Genomic DNA, 19113 nt, shown 5'->3' on the forward strand with positions numbered 1-19113 from the left:
ATGGCCGCCGTCCCTGCCACCTCCGCGCAAAGCCCGCAACTGGGCCGCTTCGAGTTGCGCCGCATCCTGGGCAAGGGCGCGCAGGCCACCGTGTACCTGGGCTACGACCCGCGGCTGGACCGCGAGGTGGCCGTCAAGCTGATGCGTCCCGCCGCCGGCACCGATGCCGCCGCGGTGAACCAGTGGATGCACGAGGCCCGCGCCGTGAGCCGGCTCACGCACCCGCACATCGTGCCGGTCTTCGAGGCCGACATGCATGGGCAGCAGCCTTACCTCGTCTTCGAATACGTGGCAGGCCGGACCTTGTCCGAGCATCTGAAGGCGCGCGGGCCGCTGCCGGCGCGCGAGGCCGTGCAGCTCGTGGTCGGCGTGCTCGATGCCTTGCAGGCCGCGCATGCGGCGGGCGTGGTGCACCGCGACCTCAAGCCATCGAACATCCTCGTCGACGGCGCGGGCCGGGCCCGCGTGATGGACTTCGGCATCGCCGCCCACGTGAAGGACGGCGGCAACCAGAAGGTGGTGGGCACGCCCGGCTACATGTCGCCCGAAGCGGCGCATGGCGAGGCGCCCACGCCGGCCATGGACGTGTTCTCCACCGCGCTGGTGCTGGCCGAAGTGCTCAGCGGCAAGCCGGTGATCGCCGAGCGCGATGCCTACCGCGCCATCTACCGCGTGGCGCATGAAGACCTGAAGCTGCCCGGCGGGCTGCCTTCGGAAGTGGACGACAAGCTGCGCGCCGTGCTGATGCGCGGCATGGCCCGCGACGCGTCGCAGCGCCACGCCAGCGCCGCCAAGTTCCGCGGCGACCTGCAGGACTGGCTGGACGGCACGGCCGGCGGCGGCAAGGCGGCGAATGCAGCCAACGGCGGCGCCAACAACAACGGTACGCTGGAGTTCCTGCTGCGCCGCATGCGCCACAAGAGCGACTTCCCGGCGATGTCCGATTCGGTGGTGCGCATCCAGCGCGTGGCCACCTCCGAGAAGGAAAGCCTGGGCAGCCTGTCCAACGAAATTCTCAAGGACGTGGCGCTCACCAACAAGCTGCTGCGCATGGTCAACACCGCGCACTACCAGCATGCGGGTGGCGGCAGCATCAGCACGGTGTCGCGTGCGATCGCGCTGATCGGCTTCGCGGGCATCCGCAACATGGCGCTGAGCCTGGTGCTGCTGGAGCACATGCATGACAAGAGCCATGCGAACCAGCTCAAGGAAGAATTCCTGCGCTCGCTGATGGCAGGCTCCGTGGCCACCGAGCTGTGCCCGGTGGCCCGCGAGAGCGAAGAGGCCTTCATCGGCGCGATGTTCCAGAACCTGGGGCGGCTGCTCACGGAGTATTACTTCCCGGAAGAGGCGCGGCAGGTCCGCAGCGTGCTGGCCGACTACGCCAAGAGCGGGCGAACCTACAGCGCGCAGACCGAAGAGGCGGCCTCCATCAACGTGCTGGGGCTGAGCTTCGAGGAACTGGGGCTGGGCGTTGCCAAATCGTGGGGCCTGCCGGAGAACCTGCAGCGCTGCATGCGCACGCCCACGGCGGAGATTCCGGTCAAGCTCGCCGACAAGCCGGCCGACCGCATCCGCTGGCTGGCGCAGAGCGCCAACGAGATCACCGACGCACTCCTGCGCAGCGAGCCGGGCGAATCTGCGGCATCGATTGCGCAAGTGGCCGAACGCTACAGCAAGGTGCTGGGCGTGAGCAGCAAGGTCATCGAAGGCGCAGCCGTGGAAGCACGCGGCAAGCTGGCGCAGATGGCGCAGGCGATGAACATCCACGTGCAGCCGGGCACGCCGGCCTCGCGGCTGCTGCATCCCACCATCGATGCGGTCGAGAAGAAGGAAGAAGAGCACGACACGCTCACGCCGCACACGCTGCAGGCCACCATCACCGAAGACCAGTCGGCGATGACGCCGGTGGACAACGCGGCCGAAGTCATGGCCGCGGGCATCCAGGACATCACCAACACCATGGTGGAGACCTTCAAGCTAAACGAAGTGCTGCGCATGATCCTGGAGACCATGTTCCGCGCTTTGGGCTTTCGCCGCGTCGTCTTCTGCCTGAAGGACCCGAGGACCGAGGTGCTCAGCGGGCGCTTCGGCCTGGGCGACAAGTCCGAGCAGGTGGCAGCGGCCTTCAAGGTGTCGCTGAAGACGCCGAGCGATCTCTTTGCCGCCGTGTGCCTGAAGGGTGCGGACACGCTCATCAGCGACGCGACCGTGCCGACGATCGCGACGCGGCTGCCGGCCTGGTATCGCCAATCGGTGAACGCGCCGGCCTTCCTGCTGCTGCCGCTGATGATCAAGGGCGCGCCGTTCGCGCTCATCTACGCCGACAAGGCGACGCCTGGTGGCATCGAACTGGGCGAGCGGGAACTGTCGTTGCTGCGGACTTTGCGCAACCAGGCCGTGATGGCCTTCAAGCAGGCGGGTTGAGCCCCGGTTTCAGGCACACCGCTTGCCGCTTCTTCTGACATGCCCCCCTGGGGCCTGATCCGAAGGAGAAACCATGAAGCTGAACCGACTCTGTGCCCTGGTGGCCCTGTGCGTCGCTCCCGTTGCCTTTGCACAAACTACAACGGCCCAGCCGGTGCAGGACCCGCGCACCATGCCGGCCGAAGTGGTGGCGCCGCCCGCGGACACGCCCGCCACACCCGCGCCTGCGCAACCCCAGCAGGTCATCGTGCTGCCAGAGAAAGTGATCCAGACGTCCGTCGACTTGACCACCGGCGGGCCGCAGTCGCCCCAGAGCGCGCGCGATGCACGCATCGAGGCGACGAATGCCTTGGCCGAGGTGCGCGCCCAGTGCCGCCGCGAAGGACATGGTGCCGCGAACAGCCAGTGCATGCGCCAGGCCCAGGCGGATCACGATGCCGTGCTGGCACGGCTGAGCGGCCGCCGTTGATGGCCGATTGATCCGATCGAGCGACTTCGCGCCTCACAGGCCGAGGTCGCTCAACCCTGGGTGATCGTCCGGCCGGCGGCCCAGCGGCCAGAAGAACTTGCGATCCGCCTCGGTGATCGGCAAGTCGTTGATGCTGGCGAAGCGCCGCTGCATCAGGCCGAACTCGTTGAACTCCCAGTTCTCGTTGCCGTACGAGCGGTACCAATGACCGGAGTCGTCGTGCCATTCGTAGGCGAAGCGCACGGCAATGCGGTTGCCGTCGTGCGCCCAGAGTTCCTTGATCAACCGGTAGTCCAGTTCGCGTGCCCATTTGCGGGTGAGGAATTCCTTCACCTGCTCGCGGCCAACCGGGAACTCGGCGCGGTTGCGCCACTTCGTGTCTTCCGTGTAGACCTGCGCGACGCGCGCCGGGTCGCGGGAGTTCCAGGCGTCTTCGGCGAGGCGGACTTTCTGGGTAGCGGATTCCTTGGTGAAGGGCGGGACGGGCGGCTTGGTGTCCATGGAGTGTGGTCGGTTGGTGGAAGAGGTCGAAGCGATGTAGACAGAGTTGTCTACGTGCGCAGTCTAAAGGCGGTAGACAAGTCTGTCTACAATCGCCGACATGCCAAGCCGACGAACGACTGCCGCTGCCTTGAATCTACCCCTCGCAGGTGACGCGACTCCGCGGGAGCGCATCCTCAGCACGGCCCATGACCTGTTCTACCGCGAGGGCATTCGCGCCACGGGCATCGACCGCGTGATCGCCGAGGCGGGTGTCACCAAGGTCACTTTCTACCGGCAGTTCCCCAGCAAGGACGACCTGATCCTCGCATTCCTCGAGCAGCGCCACGAGCGCTGGATGACGTGGTTCGTCGATGCACTGGCGCGCCACGGCGGCACCGTGGACGCGATCGTGCCGACCTTGCGGGAATGGTTCTCAAGCCCCGACTACCGAGGCTGCGCATTCATCAACAGCGTGGGTGAACTGGGGCCGGTGCAGCCGGCGGTGGTGGAGGTGACGCGCAGCCACAAGCAGGAGATGGCGGATGCTGTCGCGGCCGTGCTGCCGACGGGCCGCGGCCGCTCGGCAGAGGCCCGTGCGATTGCGCTGGCCATCGATGGTGCGATCGTCCAGGCCCAGGTGCTGGGCACACCCGAAGAGGCACTGGAGCCGCTCTCGCTACTGCTGAAGGCGATGAAGCGCGGGGCTTGAAAGGGAGGGGAGGTTGACGAGCCTTACCCCCGGCACTGGTCGCAACGCTTGTGGCTGCTTCGTTCCCGACCTGACCAGGTTGGGCGCGCTTCCATGCGGGGAGGCCCGTCAGGGGCGGATTGTAGGCGACGCCGATGCGCCGCCTTCGCGTGGGCTTATCGAAGTTGCAGCGCGTCGTCGCCAAACTCGATGCCCAGCGGCTCGACGATGAGCTTCTTGGGACCCGCCTCGACCACGCCCGCAACGATCGCATCGATGCCTTGCGCCTTCGCGACAACCACGGTCTTCTGCGCATCCTCCGCCCGCACGAAGAGCGCGAAGCCCGCGCCCATGTTGAGGGTGGAGTAGGCCTCCTTGTCGTCCTGCTTCGCATGCTCCTGCATGAACTTGAGCACGGGCGTGACGGACGGGACGCTGTGGATGCGATAGGTGAGCGTGGCCGGATGCCGCAGCAGCTTGCGCCATCCGTGGCCGGTGATGTTCGCGCAGTAGTGCGGCTTCACACCCGCGGCGTACAGCGCCTCGGTGACGGGCGAGTACAGCACCGTCGGCGCGAGCAGGGCCTCGCCATATGACACGCCGGGTTCCACTTCGGTGAGGTAGCCATTGGGCAGCCGCTCGACCAGCTTGCGCGCCAGGCTCAAGCCGTTGGCGTGGATGCCGCTCGATGCCAGCAGCACGATCGCATCGCCCGCGCCGAGCTTGTCGCCCACCGACAGCCGCTCCCTCGGATTGATGATGCCGGTGCACGACGCCGCGAGGTCGATGCGCCCGTCGGCCACGATGCCCGCCAGCGCCGGCGTCTCGCCGCCGCCCCAGGCCACCTTGCAGGTGTCGCAGGCGCGCTTCCAGCCGTCGACGAGCGCCTTCGCGCGCTGCGCATCGGAGAACCAGTCCGAGCCGCCCGCGGCCCAGTAGGCCTGCACCACCAGCGGCGTCGCGCCCACCGTGATGAGGTCGTTGATCGCCATGGCGATGGTGTCTTGCGCGATGCTGTCGTAGTAGCTCTTGCCGGTGAGCTTGTTCATCTCGTCGGCCACGAGCGCCTTGGAGCCCAGGCATTCGACGATGCTCGCGATGTAGAACGGACCCACGTCCACCACGTAGGCCGACTCGCCGCGCGAGGCGGCCACTTCGCTGAAGCCGTGGTGCGCGAGGTGCGCACCTGTCGCGGCGGCTGCCCGCTGGGCCGCCACTTTCAGCGGGTCGATCAGGTCGTAGTTCACGCCGGCCTGTTCGTAGCTGAGCGTGCCGGATGCGGGATGGGAAGCAGGGGAAGTCATGGGACGGGATTATCGGTCAGCCGATGTCGCCCCCGTAGAATCGCCCGGATGAGCTATCTCGTCCTCGCGCGCAAGTACCGCCCGTCCAATTTCGAGCAATTGGTGGGGCAGGAGCACGTCGTGCAGGCATTGGCGAATGCGCTCACGCAGGGACGGCTGCACCACGCCTACCTGTTCACCGGCACCCGCGGCGTGGGCAAGACCACGGTGTCGCGCCTGCTGGCGAAATCCCTCAATTGCACCGGGCCGGACGGGCAGGGCGGCATCACGGCGCATCCGTGCGGCGTGTGCAATGCCTGCCGCGACATCGACTCCGGCCGCTTCGTGGATTACGTGGAGCTCGATGCAGCCTCCAACCGCGGCGTGGAAGAGATCTCCACGCTGCTGGACCAGTCGGTCTACAAGCCGGTGGTGGGGCGCTTCAAGGTCTACATGATCGACGAAGTGCACATGCTCTCCACCACGGCATTCAATGCGATGCTGAAGACGCTGGAAGAGCCGCCCGAATACCTCAAGTTCGTGCTGGCCACCACCGATCCGCAGAAGGTGCCGCCCACGGTGCTGTCGCGCTGCCTTCAGTTCAACCTGCGGCCGATGGCGCCGCAGACGGTGCACTCGCACCTCACCAACGTGCTGCAGGCCGAGAGCATCGAGGCCGAGCCCGGTGCCTTGCGCTTGCTGGCCCGTGCGGCGCGCGGGTCGATGCGCGATGCCTTGTCGCTGACGGACCAGGCGATTGCCTTCGGCGCCGGCGTGCTGGCCGAAGCCGGCGTGCGGCAGATGCTGGGGGCGGTGGATCGCGGGCATGCGGTGCGCATCATCGAGGCACTGGCGGCGAACGACGGCGCGGCATTGATCGCGGCAGCCGATGCCCTGCGCGGCATGGGCTTGTCGGCGGCGGGCACGCTGGAGGAACTCTCCGAGCTGCTGCAACAGATGGCGGTGGCACAGGCCGTGCCGGGTTCGCTGGACGCGAACGATCCCGACAGCGCTGCGGCGGTGCGCCTGGCTGCCGCGCTGCCGGCCGATGAGATCCAGCTTTGCTACAGCATGGCCATCCATGGCCGCGCCGAACTGGGCCTGGCGCCTGACGAATACAGCGGATTGGTGATGGTGCTGCTGCGCATGTTGGCCTTCCGGCCGCAGGGCAGTGGCGATGCGATGCCTGCGCCACGCAAGCCGTCGGCGCAGCCTGCGGTGGCGTCGAGCGCTGCGGTGGCAGCGGCGCCGGTGCGGCCGGTTCCGCCAGTCGCTGCGCGGCCTGCAGCGGCGCCTCAGGCCATGCCGTCGCGTCCCGTCGCGTCGCCGCCTCCGGCACGACCCGTTGCAGCACCCGTGGCCGTGCCTGTCGCCAGGCCGAATCCTTCGCCCGCGCCGCGCCACGATGGTCCGGACGACGAGCCGCCGCCCCCGTGGGAGGATGAACCAGCGGCGGCACCTCGCGTCGCGGCACGTCCGGCATCCGATGCGATGCCCGACTCGCCGCCGGCCATGCCGCCATCGCCTTCCACACCGCGCACCTCCACCGTCGTCAAGCGCACCGAGCTCGGCGACCGCTGGGACGAGACCGTGACGCAGATGGTCCAGCAAGGCAGCATCTCCGCGCTGGTGCGCGAGCTGGCAATGCAGGCTGAATGCATCGGCCTTGCCCATGAGGCTGGCACGGCGGTCTGGACGCTGCGCGTCGAGCGCGAGATGCTTCGCGCCGGCACGCACAAGGACAAGCTGCAGGCCGCCTTGTCGCAGCACCTGGGCCAGCCCGTGCGGCTGGACGTCGAAGGCGGCGCGGCCACCGATTCACCGGCCCTGCGTGCCGCGGCCGAGGCCGAGCGGCGGCAGGTCGAGGCCGAGCAGATCATCCACAACGACCCCCTCGTGCAGGCGCTGATGGCGCAGTACAAGACGGCACGCATCGTGCCGGGCTCCATCAAGCCGCACTGAATTCCACACAGACACGTTCCAGGAGAACTTGACCATGATGAAAAACCAACTCGCGGGCCTGATGAAGCAGGCGCAGGCGATGCAGGACAACCTCAAGAAGGCGCAGGAAGAGCTGGCCAGCATCGAGGTCGAAGGGCAGTCGGGCGCCGGCCTGGTGAAGGTCACGATGACCTGCAAGCACGACGTCAAGCGCGTGGTCATCGACCCGAGCCTGCTGGCCGACGACAAGGACATGCTCGAAGACCTGGTGGCCGCCGCCTTCAACGACGGCATCCGACGCGCCGAAGAGGTGTCGCAGGAGAAGATGGGCAAGCTCACCGCCGGCATGCCGCTGCCCCCGGGCATGAAGTTCCCGTTCTGATCCGCGAGGCCAGGCACACGTGGCGGAGCCGTCGCTCGACGCATTGATCGAAGCCCTGAGGCGTTTGCCCGGGGTGGGCGTGAAGTCGGCCCAGCGCATGGCCTTCCACCTCTTGCAGCACGACCGCGAGGGTGCGCAGCGGCTGGCGGCGTCGCTGCAGGGGGCGGTGAAGAACATCCGCCACTGCGAGCGCTGCCACACCTTCACCGAGAGCCCGGTGTGCAGCACCTGCCTGGATGCGACGCGGGATTCACGCCTGCTGTGCGTGGTGGAGTCGCCGGCCGACCAGGCCGCGCTGGAGCGCACCGGCAGCTACCGCGGGCTGTACTTCGTGCTGATGGGCAAGCTGAGTCCGCTCGATGGTGTGGGCGCGCGCGACATCGGCCTGGGCCAGTTGCTGCAGCGCGTGGGCGACGGCAGCGTGGACGAGGTGATCGTCGCGACCAACTTCACCGCCGAAGGTGAAGCCACGGCGCATGTGATTTCCGAGGCGATGAAGTCGCGCGGATTGAAGGTCACCAGGCTGGCAAGGGGCGTGCCGATCGGCAGCGAGCTGGAGTATGTGGACCTGGGCACGATCGCGCATGCGCTGAGCGATCGGCGGTAGATCCACCCCCCCGTTCGCCCTGGTCCTGTCGTGACGAGGGCTTCGACAGGCTCAGCCCGAACGGGAATGGGTCAGTTCGTCTTCGCCGCCCGCGTCGTCGCATGCCCGGCCTTGGCCGAGCGCGACTTGCTCTTGCTGGCCGCCACCTGCTTCACAGGCCGCTTCGCCGTCGATGCACGCCTTGTCGCCGGTGCCTTGTTCGCCACGAACACCACCACCTGCTGCCCCGGCTTGAACGCCGCATTGGCGCCCACCTGGTTCCACTGCGCCACCTGTGCCGCACTCACGCGGTAGCGGCGCGCGATCGTGGCCACGGTGTCCTTCTTGCCGGCCTTGATCGCCATCTTGCGCATCGCCGGACCATCCGGGGCGAGGCTGATGGTGGCGTTGTCCGCCAGCTGAGGCGAGACGTCGTCCGGCCGCTTCTCGGTGCGCGGCACCAGGAGGGTCGAGCCGCTCTTGACGAGCATGCGTGGCGGTATGCGGTTGACCTCGCGCAATTCCGCTTCGCTCATGCCCACCTGCTTCGCAGCCTCGGCCGGATGCAGCGTCTTGGGCACCACCCACGCCGTCCAGCTCGCCAGCGAACCCTGGTGCTCGCCCAGCGAATGCACGAAGCGGTCCGCGTTGTCGTAGGGCAGCAGCACGTAGGGCGTGCCCGCGGCGAGGATGACGGGCTTGTTCATCTGCGGGTTGAGGTTCTTGAAGTCCTCCACCGGCAGGCCCGCGAAGCGGGCGGCCAGCGACACGTCGATGTCGCGGGTGATGGGCACGCTCAGGAAGTAGGGGTGGTTGGTCACCGCGGGCAGGGCCAGCGCGAAGTTGCCCGGGTTGGCCACGATGTTCTTCACCGCCTGCAGCTTGGGCACGTAGCGCTGCGTCTCGTAGGGCATGCGCAGGCTGAGGTAGTTGGTGGGCAGGCCCAGCCGCTGGTTGCGGGCGATGGCACGCGTCACGTTGCCTTCGCCCCAGTTGTAGGCCGCCAGCGCGAGGTGCCAGTCGCCGAACATGGTGTGCAGGCGGTCGAGGTAGTCGAGCGCGGCGCGGGTGGAGGCGAGCACGTCGCGGCGGTCGTCGCGGAAGACGTTCTGCTTGAGCGAGAAATCGCGGCCGGTGCCGGGCATGAACTGCCACATGCCCGACGCCTTGGCCGACGACATGGCCTGTGGGTTGAACGCGCTCTCGATGAAGGGCAGCAGCGCGAGTTCGGTGGGCATGCCGCGGCGCTCGACTTCCTCGACGATGTGGAAGAGGTAGCGGCTGCCGCGCTCGGTCATGCGCTGCACGTAGTCGGGGCGGGAGCCGTACCACTGCTCCCAGTCGCGCACGAGCTCGGTGTCGAGGTCGGGCATGGCGAAGCCCTTGCGCACGCGGGCCCAGAGATCGGCGCGGGCAGCGGCATCGTCCAGGTTCACGGCGGCTTCGGGACGCAGCGGGTCGACGGCGACGGGCGCGGAGGCAGCTTCGGCCGGCGCCGCGGCCATCTCAGGCGCGGAGGCGGCAGAAGCAGGGGACTCAGGAGCGGATGCCGCGGAAGCCGGCGCTTCGGGCGCCTTGGCCGACAAGGCCTCGTTCGCGGCGATGACAGGAGCATCGGGGTTGCCGGTGGTGGCACAGCCGGCCAGCAGCGAGGTGGCGGCGATGGAAGCGAGGAGCAGGTGTGCGACACCACGCCATCGGAGGCCGCTCATGAATCGGTGAATCATCGGAAATCGTTCTTCCATTGTCGAAGGGCGGCGAACACATCGGTGCCGTCGTTGCTGGCCGCGCCATGGGCACGCGCCGACTCGATCACGGCCGGTTCGGCGCAGCGCAAGAAGGGGTTGACGAGACGCTCCTGCGCGATGGTGCTGGGCAGCGTCGGGATGCCTTGCTCGCGCAGCGCTTCGCAGCGGCGCGTGTAGGCGGCGAGGTCTTCATTGTGGGGTTCGACCGCATGGGCGAACTTCAGGTTCGACAAGGTGTATTCGTGGGCGCAGCACACGCGGGTGTTGCCGGGCAGATCGGCCAGGCGCGACAGCGAGTGGTGCATCTGTTGCGGCGTGCCTTCGAACAGCCGCCCGCAGCCGGCCGAGAACAGCGTGTCGCCGCAGAACAGCGTGGGCTGGTCGGCGGTGTCTGCGGTGACGTAGGCGATGTGGCCGCTGGTGTGTCCGGGAACGTCCATGACATCGAATCGGAGTCCCATCAGCATGATGGAGTCACCGTCGCGTAACTGTGTGAAAGAACCGGGTATGTTTTCACGGGCAGGCCCGAAAACCGGTCCCTTCAAAACGGATCGGAGGCCCTGGAGGCCTCCGACATGATCGCCATGATGGTGGGTCACTAGAATGCCCGCGAGCGTCAGCTGGTTCGACGCCAACGCGTCCAGGACGGGCGCGCTGTCTCCCGGATCGACGACGAGGGCTTGCGAGCCATCGTGGAGCATCCAGATGTAGTTGTCGGAGAAGGCGGGAATCGAAACGAGTTTCATGTCGAACAGCGCAGCAATTATAGGTTTGGCCGACTGGCTGCGAACTCCCGCTGGCCGCTACCTGCTGGCCTGGGAACAGGCCCACCTGGACCGTGCCGTGGTCGACATCTTCGGCTTCCATGCGCTGCAGCTGGGGCTGCCCGAACTCGATGCCTTGCGGGCCAACCGCATGCCGCATCGATGGGTGAGCGGCGACGGCTCCGAAGCCAATGGCCATGACGACCACGACCTGGCGGTGAAGCCCGCGATCATCTCGCTGCAGTGCGACTACGACGCCTTGCCCTTCGACAGCCAGAGCCTGGACCTGGTCGTGCTGCCGCACTCGCTGGAGCTGGCGCGCGACCCGCACCTCACGCTGCGCGAGGTGGAGCGCGTGCTGCGGCCCGAAGGGCGGGTCGTGATCGTCGGGTTCAACCCAGCGAGCCTGTGGGGCCTGCGCCAGCGCTTTGGCCGCATGCGGCGAGGCATGGGGTTGAGCAGGCACACGCCGCTGTACCTGCCCAGCGAGGGCGATTTCATCGGCTACCGGCGCTTGCGCGACTGGTTGCGGCTGTTGAGCTTCGAGGTCGAGGCTGGCCGCTTCGGTTGCTATCGTCCGCCGGTGGCGTCCGATCGCTGGCTTGCGCGCTACGAATGGGCCGAACGACTGGGCGACCGCTGGTGGCCGGTGTTCGGCGCGGTGTACTCGATCACTGCGGTCAAGCGCGTGCGCGGCATGCGGCTGGTCGGGCTGGTCCGCAAGGAACGCAGCAAAGCCAAGGCGGCGCCTGCCGTCGTGGCGCATCATCATCAACATCGCGCCGGGCTGACACGCCCGGTCGAGACAGAACATTCATGACGACGATCAGCAGCACGAGCCCCGACAACGCCACGGACAAGCCCGCCACCGACAAGCCCGCCATCTCGCGGCCGCAGGTGGTGGTCTACACCGACGGGGCCTGCAAGGGCAATCCAGGGCGGGGCGGCTGGGGTGCCTGGCTCAGCTCGGGCGGGCACGAGAAAGAGTTGTTCGGCGGCGAGAAGCTCACCACCAACAACCGCATGGAACTCACTGCGGTGATCGAGGCACTGGCCTCGCTCAAGCGCACCTGCGACGTGGTGCTCTACACCGACAGCGAGTACGTCCGCAAAGGCATCACCGAGTGGATCCACGGCTGGAAGACACGCGGCTGGAAGACGGCCGACAAGAAGCCGGTGAAGAACGCCGACCTGTGGCAGCGGTTGGATGCATTGCGCAACCTGCACCGCGTGGAATTCCGCTGGGTGAAGGGGCACGCGGGCGACCCGGGCAACGAGAAGGCCGATGCGCTGGCCAACCGAGGCTGCGAATCAGCCTAGGCACCCACCTATCGAAAGCCCTAGGTGCGACAAACCTTGGGCGGCGGGGTGATGTCCGAGAATCGCGAGACATCTCCCACACGCCATGATCGAGTCGAACGGCGCGGACGCCGTCAGGTCCGACAACATCCAGAGGTACTGGCAGCGCAACCTGCGGATCACTGCTTGGCTGCTGGCGGTGTGGTTCGTGGTGACCTTCGTGGCGGCGTTCTTCGCGCGTGACCTGAACTTCACGTTCTTCGGCTGGCCGTTCAGTTTCTGGATGGCGGCGCAGGGGTCGCTCGTGGTGTACCTGGCCATCGTGTGGTGGTATGCCCGCCGCATCGACCGGCTCGACCGCGAGCACGGCGTGGCCGAGGACGAATGATGTCGTCGGGCGAAGGCTGGTCCGCCGCGGAAAAGAAGACGGCCTTTCGCCGCAGGCTCAACCGCATCTACTTCTGGTACACGGTCGGCTTCGTGCTCTTCATGCTGCTGATGGCAGTCCTGGAGCAGGTGGGCGTGCCCAAGCGCTGGGTGGGCGTGACTTTCCTGCTCGCGACGGTGGTGCTGTATGCGTGCATCGGCATCATCTCGCGCACCACCGACGCCACCGAGTACTACGTGGCCGGGCGGCGCGTGCCGGCCATCTACAACGGCATGGCGACCGGGGCGGACTGGATGTCGGCCGCGTCCTTCATCGGCCTGGCCGGCACCTTGTACCTGCAGGGCTACGTGGGGCTGGCATTCATCCTCGGGTGGACCGGCGGCTACTGCCTGGTGGCGCTATTGATCGCGCCCTACTTGCGCAAGTTCGGCGAATTCACCATCCCTGATTTCCTCGGCGCGCGCTACGGCAGCGACGTCACGCGCTTCGTGGGCATCACGGCGGCCATCCTGTGTTCGTTCATCTATGTGGTGGCGCAGATCTATGGCGTGGGCCTCATCACCACGCGGCTGACGGGCGTGGACTTCGTGATCGGCATCTTCCTCGGGCTGGGCGGCATCCTGGTGTGCTCCTTCCTCGGCGGCATGAAGGCGGTGACCTGGACGCAGGTGGCCCAGTACATCATCCTCATCGTGGCCTTCATGATCCCGGTGGTGTGGCTGTCGGTGAAGCAGACCGGCAACCCCTTGCCGCAACTGGCCTACGGCTCGCAACTGCAGAAGGTGACGCAGCGCGAGAAGGAGCTGATGCAGGACCCGAAGGAGCTGCAGGTGATCGCGGCGTTCAAGGCGCGGGCGGAGTCGTACCGGGCCAAGCTGGAGAACGTGCCGCTGGCGCTGTCGCAGGATCGCCGAGTGGCGACGGAGAAGGTGGTCGACCTGAAGGCCATCAACGCGCCGCTGGGGGACATCCAGGCCGCGGAGAAGGCGCTGGCCGCCGTGCCGAAGAACGAGGCCGCAGCGCGCGAGTTGTGGACGCGCCTGGCCGCGCAGAACGAGGCGCGCGCCAAGCCGCTGGCAGGCATGCCGCCGCACGGCCAGCAGTTCGCGGGCGACCCCAACGGAACGCCCGCGGAGCGCCAGGCCTACGACGAGTCCAGGCGCAACTTCCTCGCGCTGGTCTTCTGCCTGATGGTGGGAACGGCCGGGCTGCCGCACATCCTCGTGCGCAGCTACACCACGCCCACGGTGAAGGAGGCGCGCGAATCGGTGGCGTGGTCGCTGTTCTTCATCGTGCTGCTGTACCTCACGGCGCCGGCGCTCGCGGTGCTGGTGAAGTTCGAGGTGTTCAACGTGCTGGTGGGCACGTCGTGGGAGAACCTGCCGGCGTGGATCTCGAACTGGTCGAAGGTGGACCCGTCGCTGATGTCGGTGGTGGACGTGAACCACGACGGCATCCTGCAGCTGGGCGAGATGAAGATCGGCGCGGACATCGTCGTGCTGGCCACGCCGGAGATCGGTGGGCTGCCCTACGTGGTGTCGGCGCTGGTGGCCGCGGGCGGGCTGGCGGCGGCGCTGTCCACGGCCGACGGGCTGCTGCTGACCATCGCCAACGCCATCGGCCACGATTTTTATTACAAGATCGTCCGCAAGGGGCAGGGCAGCTCGCACCGGGTGACGGTCTCCAAGGTGGTGCTGCTGGTCGTGGCGCTGGCGGCTTCGGCGCTGGCGGCGTCCAAGCCGGTGGACATCGTGTTCATGGTGTCGGCTGCGTTTTCGGTGGCGGCCTCGGCCTTCTTCCCGGCGCTGGTGCTGGGGGTGTTCTGGTCGCGCGCCAACAAGCACGGCGCCATCGCCGGCATGCTCGCCGGGCTGGGGTTGACCGTGTACTACATGGTGCGCAACGAGCCCTGGCTGCGGGGGATCTTCCGCATCCATTCGTCCATCGACCTGTGGTGGAACATCCAGCCGATCTCCGCGGCAGTGTTCGGCGTGCCGCTGGGCTTGGCGGTGATGGTGGTCGTCACCCTGCTGACGCCGGCCCCGGAGGCGGCCCAGCGCGCCTTCGTGAAGAACTTGCGGATCCCCGGGGCCGGGTGATCTTCCAGGATCGGGCTATAATCGTCGGCTTTCCCCTTGCCACACCCGGGTCTTGACGCTTCGGGGTGGCTTCGCCACCGGGCAATCACGCCTGGGGCGTAATCCACAAGGAGTTCAAATGCGTCACTACGAAATCGTGCTCCTGATCCATCCGGACCAGAGCGAACAGGTTCCGGCCATGCTGGAACGCTACAAGGGCATCGTCACCGCCGCCGGCGGCAAGGTGCACCGCGTGGAAGACTGGGGCCGTCGCCAGATGGCCTACCTGATCCAGAAGCTGGCCAAGGCCCACTATCTGTGCATCAACATCGAGTGCAGCAAGGAAGTTCTTGCCGAGCTCGAAACCGGCTTCCGCTTCAACGACGCCGTTCTGCGCCACCTCACCGTGGTCAAGGAAAAGGCCGAGACGACCCCTTCGGTCATGATGAAGATGGTCGAGAAGGAAGAAGCCCGCAAGGCCCCGCAACAACAGCAGGAGGCCGCGGCCTGAGGACGGACGCAGCGTCCGCGACACCGAGCGCCGCATGAACCGCCTGGTTCTGTCGGCCCAGCTGGTGGAGCGGGGCGCCGTGAGATACACCCCCGCCGGCCTTCCGGCCCTCGACCTGATGCTCAAGCACGAGTCGGAGGTCACGCAAGACGGCCAGCAGCGCAAGGTTTCCATGGAAATCAAGGCGCGCGCGATCGGGGAGATCACACGACGCTTGTTGCAGCTGGAGATCGGAAGCTCACTCGGCTTTGCCGGCTTCCTCGGTTCCCAGCGCAACGGACGCGGCATCGTTTTTCATGTGACCGAGCTCACTGAACAGATTTGAAAGAGGTGAAATATGCCCCCGCCACGTGGTAAAGGTAAGTTCTCCAAGGACCGCAAGCCCAAGCGCAACCAGCAATCGCTGCTGTTCAGGCGCAAGCGGTTCTGCCGGTTCACCGTCACCGGCGTCACCGAGATCGACTACAAGGATGTCGACACCCTGCGTGACTTCATCGCCGAAAACGGCAAGATCACGCCCGCTCGCCTGACCGGCACGCGTGCGTTCTTCCAGCGTCAGCTCACCACCGCCATCAAGCGCGCGCGCTTCCTGGCCATGCTGCCGTACAGCGACCAGCATCGGGTCTGAGGAGCGACGACATGCAAGTGATCCTGCTTGAAAAAGTGGCCAACCTCGGCAACCTGGGCGACGTCGTCAAGGTCAAGGACGGTTATGCCCGCAACTTCCTGATCCCGACCCGTGCCGCACGCCGTGCGACCGAAGCCGCGATCAAGGAATTCGAAGCCAAGCGCGCCGAGCTCGAGAAGGCTGCTGCGCAGAAGCTCGCCGAGGCGCAAGCCCTGGGCGAGAAGATGAACGGCATCTCCGTGCACATCACCCAGAAGGCGGGTGTGGACGGCCGCCTGTTCGGCTCCGTGACCAACGGCGACGTGGCCGACGCGCTGAACAAGCTCAACCTGAAGGTCGTGAAGGCCCAGGTGCGCATGCCCAATGGTCCGCTGAAGACCGTGGGCGAGCATGCCGTGACGGTGGCTCCGCACACCGACGTGGTCGTCGACGTGAAGGTGGTCGTGGTCGGCGAGACCGACTGATCCGCTTTCTGCGATCGATTCAAAGGCCGGCTTTGCCGGCCTTTTTCATTGCTGCGCTTGGGGGGGCGTGTCTTCCGCATCGTTCTGGTGGGACCGCGGCAGGCGGCATGGGCCAGGGGCTGCGGCTGTGGCGGTCGGCCTGCGGCCGACTGCGCTGTGCTGCTCGCACCGAGGGGTGTGCCGCAGAACTCGCTACGCGCCCCTGCGGTGCGCTGCGCTCAAACAGCCGCGGCAAGCTAGAAGACGAAGCGCGCTGCGCGCGCCACCCCTCGGTGCTGCGCTGCTCGCCGCCACAGACGCAGCCCCTGGCCCATGCCGCCTCCCGCTCAAGGGAGGTTGGGCTGGCTCGACGAGAAAAGCCCAATGCTGCAACAGCAAAGGCGCGGGTGGGCTGGCTGGGGCGCGCATCAGGAAGCGGCGAGGAGCGCAGGGCTTGTGGTCGCGCGCGCAGCGCGCTTCGTCATCTGACTCGGCGAGACTGTTTGAGCGTAAGGCACCGCAGGGGCCTGAAGCGAGTTTCTCGCCGGACCACAAGCCCGAGCACCGCAGCGGAGTCGGCGCAAAGCGCCGACCGCTTCCGCCGCGCGCCCCAGCCAGCCCACCCGCGCCTTTGCCCAACCCTAGGTCTTGCCCACATCCGTCTAGCCGTCGCTAAACGCACAAAGGACCCGATTTCAACCGAAAGCCAACCGGATGCCCACAGCCTTGTCCACAGGGTTGGCAGGCAGTCCCTCTTATCATCCCCCGATGTCCAGCGTGCTCAACTCTTCCGATCGGAAGTTCTCTCCACCCGATGACGAGGTCGCGCGCCTGCGCATCCCGCCGCATTCCATCGAAGCCGAGCAAAGCGTGCTGGGGGGCCTGCTGCTGGACAACAGCGCCTGGGACAAGGCCGGCGACCTGCTCAACGACAGCGACTTCTACCGCTTCGAGCACCGGCACATCTACGCGGCCATCGGTGGCCTGATCAACGGCAACAAGCCGGCGGACGTGATCACCGTGTTCGAGCAACTGCAAAGCCTGGGCAAGGCCGAGGAGTGCGGCGGGCTGGTCTACCTCAACGCGCTGGCGCAGAGCGTGCCAAGCGCAGCCAACATCCGGCGCTACGCCGAGATCGTTCGCGAGCGCGCCGTGCTGCGCAAGCTGGTGGCGGCCAGCGATGAGATCGCGACGAACGCATTCAACCCGCAGGGCCGTCCGGTCTCGCAGATCCTCGACGAGGCCGAGAGCCAGATCTTCCGCATCGGCGAAGAAGGCTCCAAGTCGCGCCAGGGCTTCCAGAGCATGGACCAGCTCGTGGTGGCCTTGATCGACCGCGTGAACGAGCTGCACGAGAACGGCGCCGAAGAGGTCACCGGTGTGCGCACCGGCCTGTACGACTTCGACCGCATGACCGCAGGCCTGCAGCCGGGCGACCTGATCGTCCTTGCAGCGCGTCCCTCCATGGGCAAGACCGCGTTGGCGCTGAACATCGGCGAGCACGTCGCGGTGGCCGAAGGCCTGCCGGTGGTGGTGTTCTCCATGGAAATGGGCGCCGCCCAGCTTGCCTTGCGTCTGGTGGGTTCTCTGGGTCGCATCGACCAGTCCAACCTGCGCACCGGTCGCCTGCGCGATGACGAATGGGGCCGGTTGTCCGAGGCCGTCGAGAAGCTGAGCAAGGTCAGCATGTTCATCGACGAAAGCCCCGGCCTCACGCCCAGCGAAGTGCGGGCGCGGGCGCGGCGGCAGGCGCGCATCTGCGGACAGCTCGGCCTGATCATCGTCGACTACCTGCAGCTGATGACCGGCAGCGGCGGCACGAGCGAAGAGAATCGCGCCACGGTGCTTGGCGAAATCTCCCGCGGCCTCAAGGGCCTCGCCAAGGAACTGAAGTGTCCGGTGATTGCCTTGTCGCAGCTGAACCGCAGCGTGGAACAGCGCACCGACAAGCGTCCGATGATGAGCGACCTGCGCGAGTCGGGCGCCATCGAGCAGGACGCGGACGTCATCATGTTCATCTACCGCGACGAGTACTACACCAAGGAAGCCTGCAAGGAGCCGGGCGTGGCGGAGGTGATCATCGCCAAGCAGCGTAACGGCCCGACGGGCACCTGCAAGCTGGCCTTCCTGAAGCCGCTGACCAAGTTCGAGAACCTGGCGCCGGGCATGGGCGGCAGTGGCGGGGACGACTACTGATCGCACGAAACCCTGTCCAGGCTGGTGCGTTCGGGGTGTTCCCGGCGCAAGCGTGGTGCATTGCACAAGTTTCTTTGCCAAACCCCCATGGACAGGGGGTGCGAGCCGCCTCGGAGTTGTCTATAAACCCGCAGTGCGCAAGGGCATTTGAAAATGCTGCTTCGCCAGACCTACAGCATTCCGGAGGAACCCCATGAAGATCAAGAGCGTGGTCGCCGTCGCGGCCCTGGCGCTGGCTGGAACCGCCAACGCCATCTCCGGCCCCGGCTACCTGGGCGTGCTGGACAACGCCGCGGTCGAGGTGAGCAACGTCGTCGCCCCTGGCTCGTTCATCGACTACTACACCTTCGACGTCACCGGTTCCGGCCTCGGTGGTGCGTTCACCATCTCGATCCCGTTCCCGACCGACGAAACCCACATCGATTTCAACTTCCTGGGTTTCTTTGACGCCTCCAACAACCTGCTGAATGCCGACGTGGACGGCAGCGATGGCTGGGGCGTGTTCGCCGGCCTGCCGGCAGCGGGCACCTACAAGGTCGCCATCGGCGGCATCGCAGGTGCCGTGGGCGGCATCTACGACGGATACATCGCCACCTCCATCACCCCCGCCGTGCCTGAGACCGAGACCTACGCGCTGATGCTCGGCGGCCTGGCGTTGCTGGGCCTGGTGCGCCGCCAGCGCAAGGGCTGATTCCGCAGGTCCGGCGTGACCTGACCCAAGGCGGGCTGCGGCCCGCCTTTTGCTTTTCGATTCCTGCCCGCGGCAGGTGTGCACGATGACCCGCCCGGGCCCATGCCG

The 19113-nt window shown here is 66.9% G+C and carries 20 protein-coding genes and 1 other RNA gene; 16 read left to right on the forward strand and 5 right to left on the reverse strand.

The window, feature by feature from the left end; all coding sequences use genetic code 11:
• Entirely contained in the window at window positions 1-2427 is a 2427-nt protein-coding gene (locus DZC73_RS24030) for a serine/threonine protein kinase (RefSeq protein WP_124542914.1), read from the forward strand.
• Between the two features lie 73 nt (window positions 2428-2500).
• Window positions 2501-2896 (forward strand): hypothetical protein, encoded by a 396-nt coding sequence (locus tag DZC73_RS24035; protein WP_124542915.1) that lies wholly within the window; start codon window positions 2501-2503, stop codon window positions 2894-2896.
• Between the two features lie 33 nt (window positions 2897-2929).
• On the opposite strand, the gene DZC73_RS24040 is transcribed toward DZC73_RS24035, so the two are convergent.
• The gene (locus tag DZC73_RS24040; protein WP_124542916.1) at window positions 2930-3397 is read right to left on the reverse strand and encodes a nuclear transport factor 2 family protein; all 468 of its coding nucleotides are present in this window, start codon (window positions 3395-3397) and stop codon (window positions 2930-2932) included.
• Window positions 3398-3527: 130 nt separating this feature from the next.
• Between DZC73_RS24040 and DZC73_RS24045 the strand changes: the two genes are divergently transcribed.
• Window positions 3528-4088, forward strand: coding sequence for a TetR/AcrR family transcriptional regulator (locus DZC73_RS24045; protein ID WP_235835260.1), 561 nt, complete (start codon window positions 3528-3530; stop codon window positions 4086-4088).
• A gap of 12 nt (window positions 4089-4100) precedes the next feature.
• Here DZC73_RS24045 and ffs read toward each other — a convergent pair.
• Both ffs and DZC73_RS24055 read right to left on the reverse strand, forming a co-directional pair.
• Window positions 4101-4198, reverse strand: an RNA gene (gene ffs / locus DZC73_RS24050) — signal recognition particle sRNA small type.
• A 45-nt stretch (window positions 4199-4243) separates the two neighbouring features.
• Window positions 4244-5371 carry an AIR synthase related protein gene (locus DZC73_RS24055; protein WP_124542918.1) on the reverse strand — a complete coding sequence of 376 codons (1128 nt, stop codon included), beginning with the start codon at window positions 5369-5371 and terminating at the stop codon, window positions 4244-4246.
• Between the two features lie 48 nt (window positions 5372-5419).
• Here DZC73_RS24055 and dnaX point away from each other — a divergent pair, with 48 nt between their 5' ends.
• Genes dnaX through recR form a run of 3 tightly spaced genes read left to right on the forward strand, consistent with a single transcriptional unit; the run spans window position 5420 to window position 8280 of the window.
• Window positions 5420-7312: a DNA polymerase III subunit gamma/tau gene (dnaX, locus tag DZC73_RS24060; RefSeq protein ID WP_124542919.1), complete on the forward strand. Its 1893-nt coding sequence runs from the start codon at window positions 5420-5422 to the stop codon at window positions 7310-7312.
• Window positions 7313-7346: 34 nt separating this feature from the next.
• The gene (locus DZC73_RS24065; protein WP_124542920.1) at window positions 7347-7673 is read left to right on the forward strand and encodes a YbaB/EbfC family nucleoid-associated protein; all 327 of its coding nucleotides are present in this window, start codon (window positions 7347-7349) and stop codon (window positions 7671-7673) included.
• 19 nt (window positions 7674-7692) lie between these two features.
• Window positions 7693-8280, forward strand: coding sequence for a recombination mediator RecR (gene recR, locus DZC73_RS24070; protein WP_124542921.1), 588 nt, complete (start codon window positions 7693-7695; stop codon window positions 8278-8280).
• A gap of 71 nt (window positions 8281-8351) precedes the next feature.
• Here the strand turns inward: recR and DZC73_RS24075 are convergent, their stop codons facing one another.
• A complete protein-coding gene (locus DZC73_RS24075; RefSeq protein WP_124542922.1) occupies window positions 8352-9971 on the reverse strand; it encodes a transglycosylase SLT domain-containing protein in 1620 nt (539 codons plus the stop codon).
• 11 nt (window positions 9972-9982) lie between these two features.
• Window positions 9983-10753, reverse strand: a complete 771-nt coding sequence (gloB, locus tag DZC73_RS24080; protein ID WP_124542923.1) for a hydroxyacylglutathione hydrolase — start codon at window positions 10751-10753, stop codon at window positions 9983-9985.
• Between gloB and DZC73_RS24085 the strand changes: the two genes are divergently transcribed.
• The 10 genes from DZC73_RS24085 to DZC73_RS24130 all read left to right on the forward strand — a co-directional run bounded on the left by DZC73_RS24085 (window position 10752) and on the right by DZC73_RS24130 (window position 19005).
• Entirely contained in the window at window positions 10752-11591 is an 840-nt protein-coding gene (locus DZC73_RS24085; RefSeq protein WP_124542924.1) for a class I SAM-dependent methyltransferase, read from the forward strand. The two genes, gloB and DZC73_RS24085, sit on opposite strands and share 2 nt — an antisense overlap.
• Complete coding sequence (gene rnhA / locus DZC73_RS24090) at window positions 11588-12091, forward strand: ribonuclease HI (RefSeq protein ID WP_124542925.1); 504 nt, start codon at window positions 11588-11590, stop codon at window positions 12089-12091. The genes DZC73_RS24085 and rnhA overlap by 4 nt, the downstream gene beginning before the upstream one ends.
• An 85-nt stretch (window positions 12092-12176) precedes the next feature.
• On the forward strand, window positions 12177-12458 hold the full coding sequence (locus DZC73_RS24095; protein ID WP_124542926.1) for a DUF4212 domain-containing protein: 282 nt from the start codon (window positions 12177-12179) through the stop codon (window positions 12456-12458).
• The gene (locus DZC73_RS24100) at window positions 12458-14557 is read left to right on the forward strand and encodes a sodium:solute symporter family protein (RefSeq protein WP_124543116.1); all 2100 of its coding nucleotides are present in this window, start codon (window positions 12458-12460) and stop codon (window positions 14555-14557) included. Before DZC73_RS24095 ends, DZC73_RS24100 begins: the two co-directional genes overlap by 1 nt.
• A 118-nt stretch (window positions 14558-14675) precedes the next feature.
• Window positions 14676-15047, forward strand: coding sequence for a 30S ribosomal protein S6 (gene rpsF / locus DZC73_RS24105; RefSeq protein ID WP_124542927.1), 372 nt, complete (start codon window positions 14676-14678; stop codon window positions 15045-15047).
• A 34-nt stretch (window positions 15048-15081) separates the two neighbouring features.
• A complete protein-coding gene (priB, locus tag DZC73_RS24110; RefSeq protein ID WP_124542928.1) occupies window positions 15082-15372 on the forward strand; it encodes a primosomal replication protein N in 291 nt (96 codons plus the stop codon).
• 12 nt (window positions 15373-15384) lie between these two features.
• Complete coding sequence (gene rpsR / locus DZC73_RS24115) at window positions 15385-15675, forward strand: 30S ribosomal protein S18 (RefSeq protein ID WP_124542929.1); 291 nt, start codon at window positions 15385-15387, stop codon at window positions 15673-15675.
• A gap of 11 nt (window positions 15676-15686) precedes the next feature.
• Entirely contained in the window at window positions 15687-16139 is a 453-nt protein-coding gene (gene rplI, locus DZC73_RS24120) for a 50S ribosomal protein L9 (RefSeq protein ID WP_124542930.1), read from the forward strand.
• Window positions 16140-16886: 747 nt separating this feature from the next.
• Window positions 16887-18314, forward strand: coding sequence for a replicative DNA helicase (gene dnaB, locus DZC73_RS24125; protein ID WP_124542931.1), 1428 nt, complete (start codon window positions 16887-16889; stop codon window positions 18312-18314).
• 193 nt (window positions 18315-18507) lie between these two features.
• Complete coding sequence (locus tag DZC73_RS24130) at window positions 18508-19005, forward strand: FxDxF family PEP-CTERM protein (protein ID WP_124542932.1); 498 nt, start codon at window positions 18508-18510, stop codon at window positions 19003-19005.
• Window positions 19006-19113 lie beyond the last annotated feature (108 nt).

The sequence above is a fragment of the Rhizobacter terrae genome, from assembly GCF_003852895.1.
Taxonomy (GTDB): domain Bacteria; phylum Pseudomonadota; class Gammaproteobacteria; order Burkholderiales; family Burkholderiaceae_C; genus Albitalea; species Albitalea terrae.

Bases quoted from the DNA above. Each gene is read 5' to 3' on its own strand.
- DZC73_RS24030 (WP_124542914.1), top strand. From the start codon at position 1: ATGGCCGCCGTCCCTGCCACCTCCGCGCAAAGCCCGCAACTGGGCCGC.
- DZC73_RS24035 (WP_124542915.1), top strand. From the start codon at position 2,501: ATGAAGCTGAACCGACTCTGTGCCCTGGTGGCCCTGTGCGTCGCTCCC.
- DZC73_RS24040 (WP_124542916.1), bottom strand. From the start codon at position 3,397: ATGGACACCAAGCCGCCCGTCCCGCCCTTCACCAAGGAATCCGCTACC.
- DZC73_RS24055 (WP_124542918.1), bottom strand. From the start codon at position 5,371: ATGACTTCCCCTGCTTCCCATCCCGCATCCGGCACGCTCAGCTACGAA.
- dnaX (WP_124542919.1), top strand. From the start codon at position 5,420: ATGAGCTATCTCGTCCTCGCGCGCAAGTACCGCCCGTCCAATTTCGAG.
- DZC73_RS24065 (WP_124542920.1), top strand. From the start codon at position 7,347: ATGATGAAAAACCAACTCGCGGGCCTGATGAAGCAGGCGCAGGCGATG.
- DZC73_RS24075 (WP_124542922.1), bottom strand. From the start codon at position 9,971: ATGAGCGGCCTCCGATGGCGTGGTGTCGCACACCTGCTCCTCGCTTCC.
- DZC73_RS24085 (WP_124542924.1), top strand. From the start codon at position 10,752: ATGTCGAACAGCGCAGCAATTATAGGTTTGGCCGACTGGCTGCGAACT.
- gloB (WP_124542923.1), bottom strand. From the start codon at position 10,753: ATGAAACTCGTTTCGATTCCCGCCTTCTCCGACAACTACATCTGGATG.
- rnhA (WP_124542925.1), top strand. From the start codon at position 11,588: ATGACGACGATCAGCAGCACGAGCCCCGACAACGCCACGGACAAGCCC.
- DZC73_RS24095 (WP_124542926.1), top strand. From the start codon at position 12,177: ATGATCGAGTCGAACGGCGCGGACGCCGTCAGGTCCGACAACATCCAG.
- DZC73_RS24100 (WP_124543116.1), top strand. From the start codon at position 12,458: ATGTCGTCGGGCGAAGGCTGGTCCGCCGCGGAAAAGAAGACGGCCTTT.
- rpsF (WP_124542927.1), top strand. From the start codon at position 14,676: ATGCGTCACTACGAAATCGTGCTCCTGATCCATCCGGACCAGAGCGAA.
- priB (WP_124542928.1), top strand. From the start codon at position 15,082: ATGAACCGCCTGGTTCTGTCGGCCCAGCTGGTGGAGCGGGGCGCCGTG.
- rpsR (WP_124542929.1), top strand. From the start codon at position 15,385: ATGCCCCCGCCACGTGGTAAAGGTAAGTTCTCCAAGGACCGCAAGCCC.
- rplI (WP_124542930.1), top strand. From the start codon at position 15,687: ATGCAAGTGATCCTGCTTGAAAAAGTGGCCAACCTCGGCAACCTGGGC.
- dnaB (WP_124542931.1), top strand. From the start codon at position 16,887: ATGTCCAGCGTGCTCAACTCTTCCGATCGGAAGTTCTCTCCACCCGAT.
- DZC73_RS24130 (WP_124542932.1), top strand. From the start codon at position 18,508: ATGAAGATCAAGAGCGTGGTCGCCGTCGCGGCCCTGGCGCTGGCTGGA.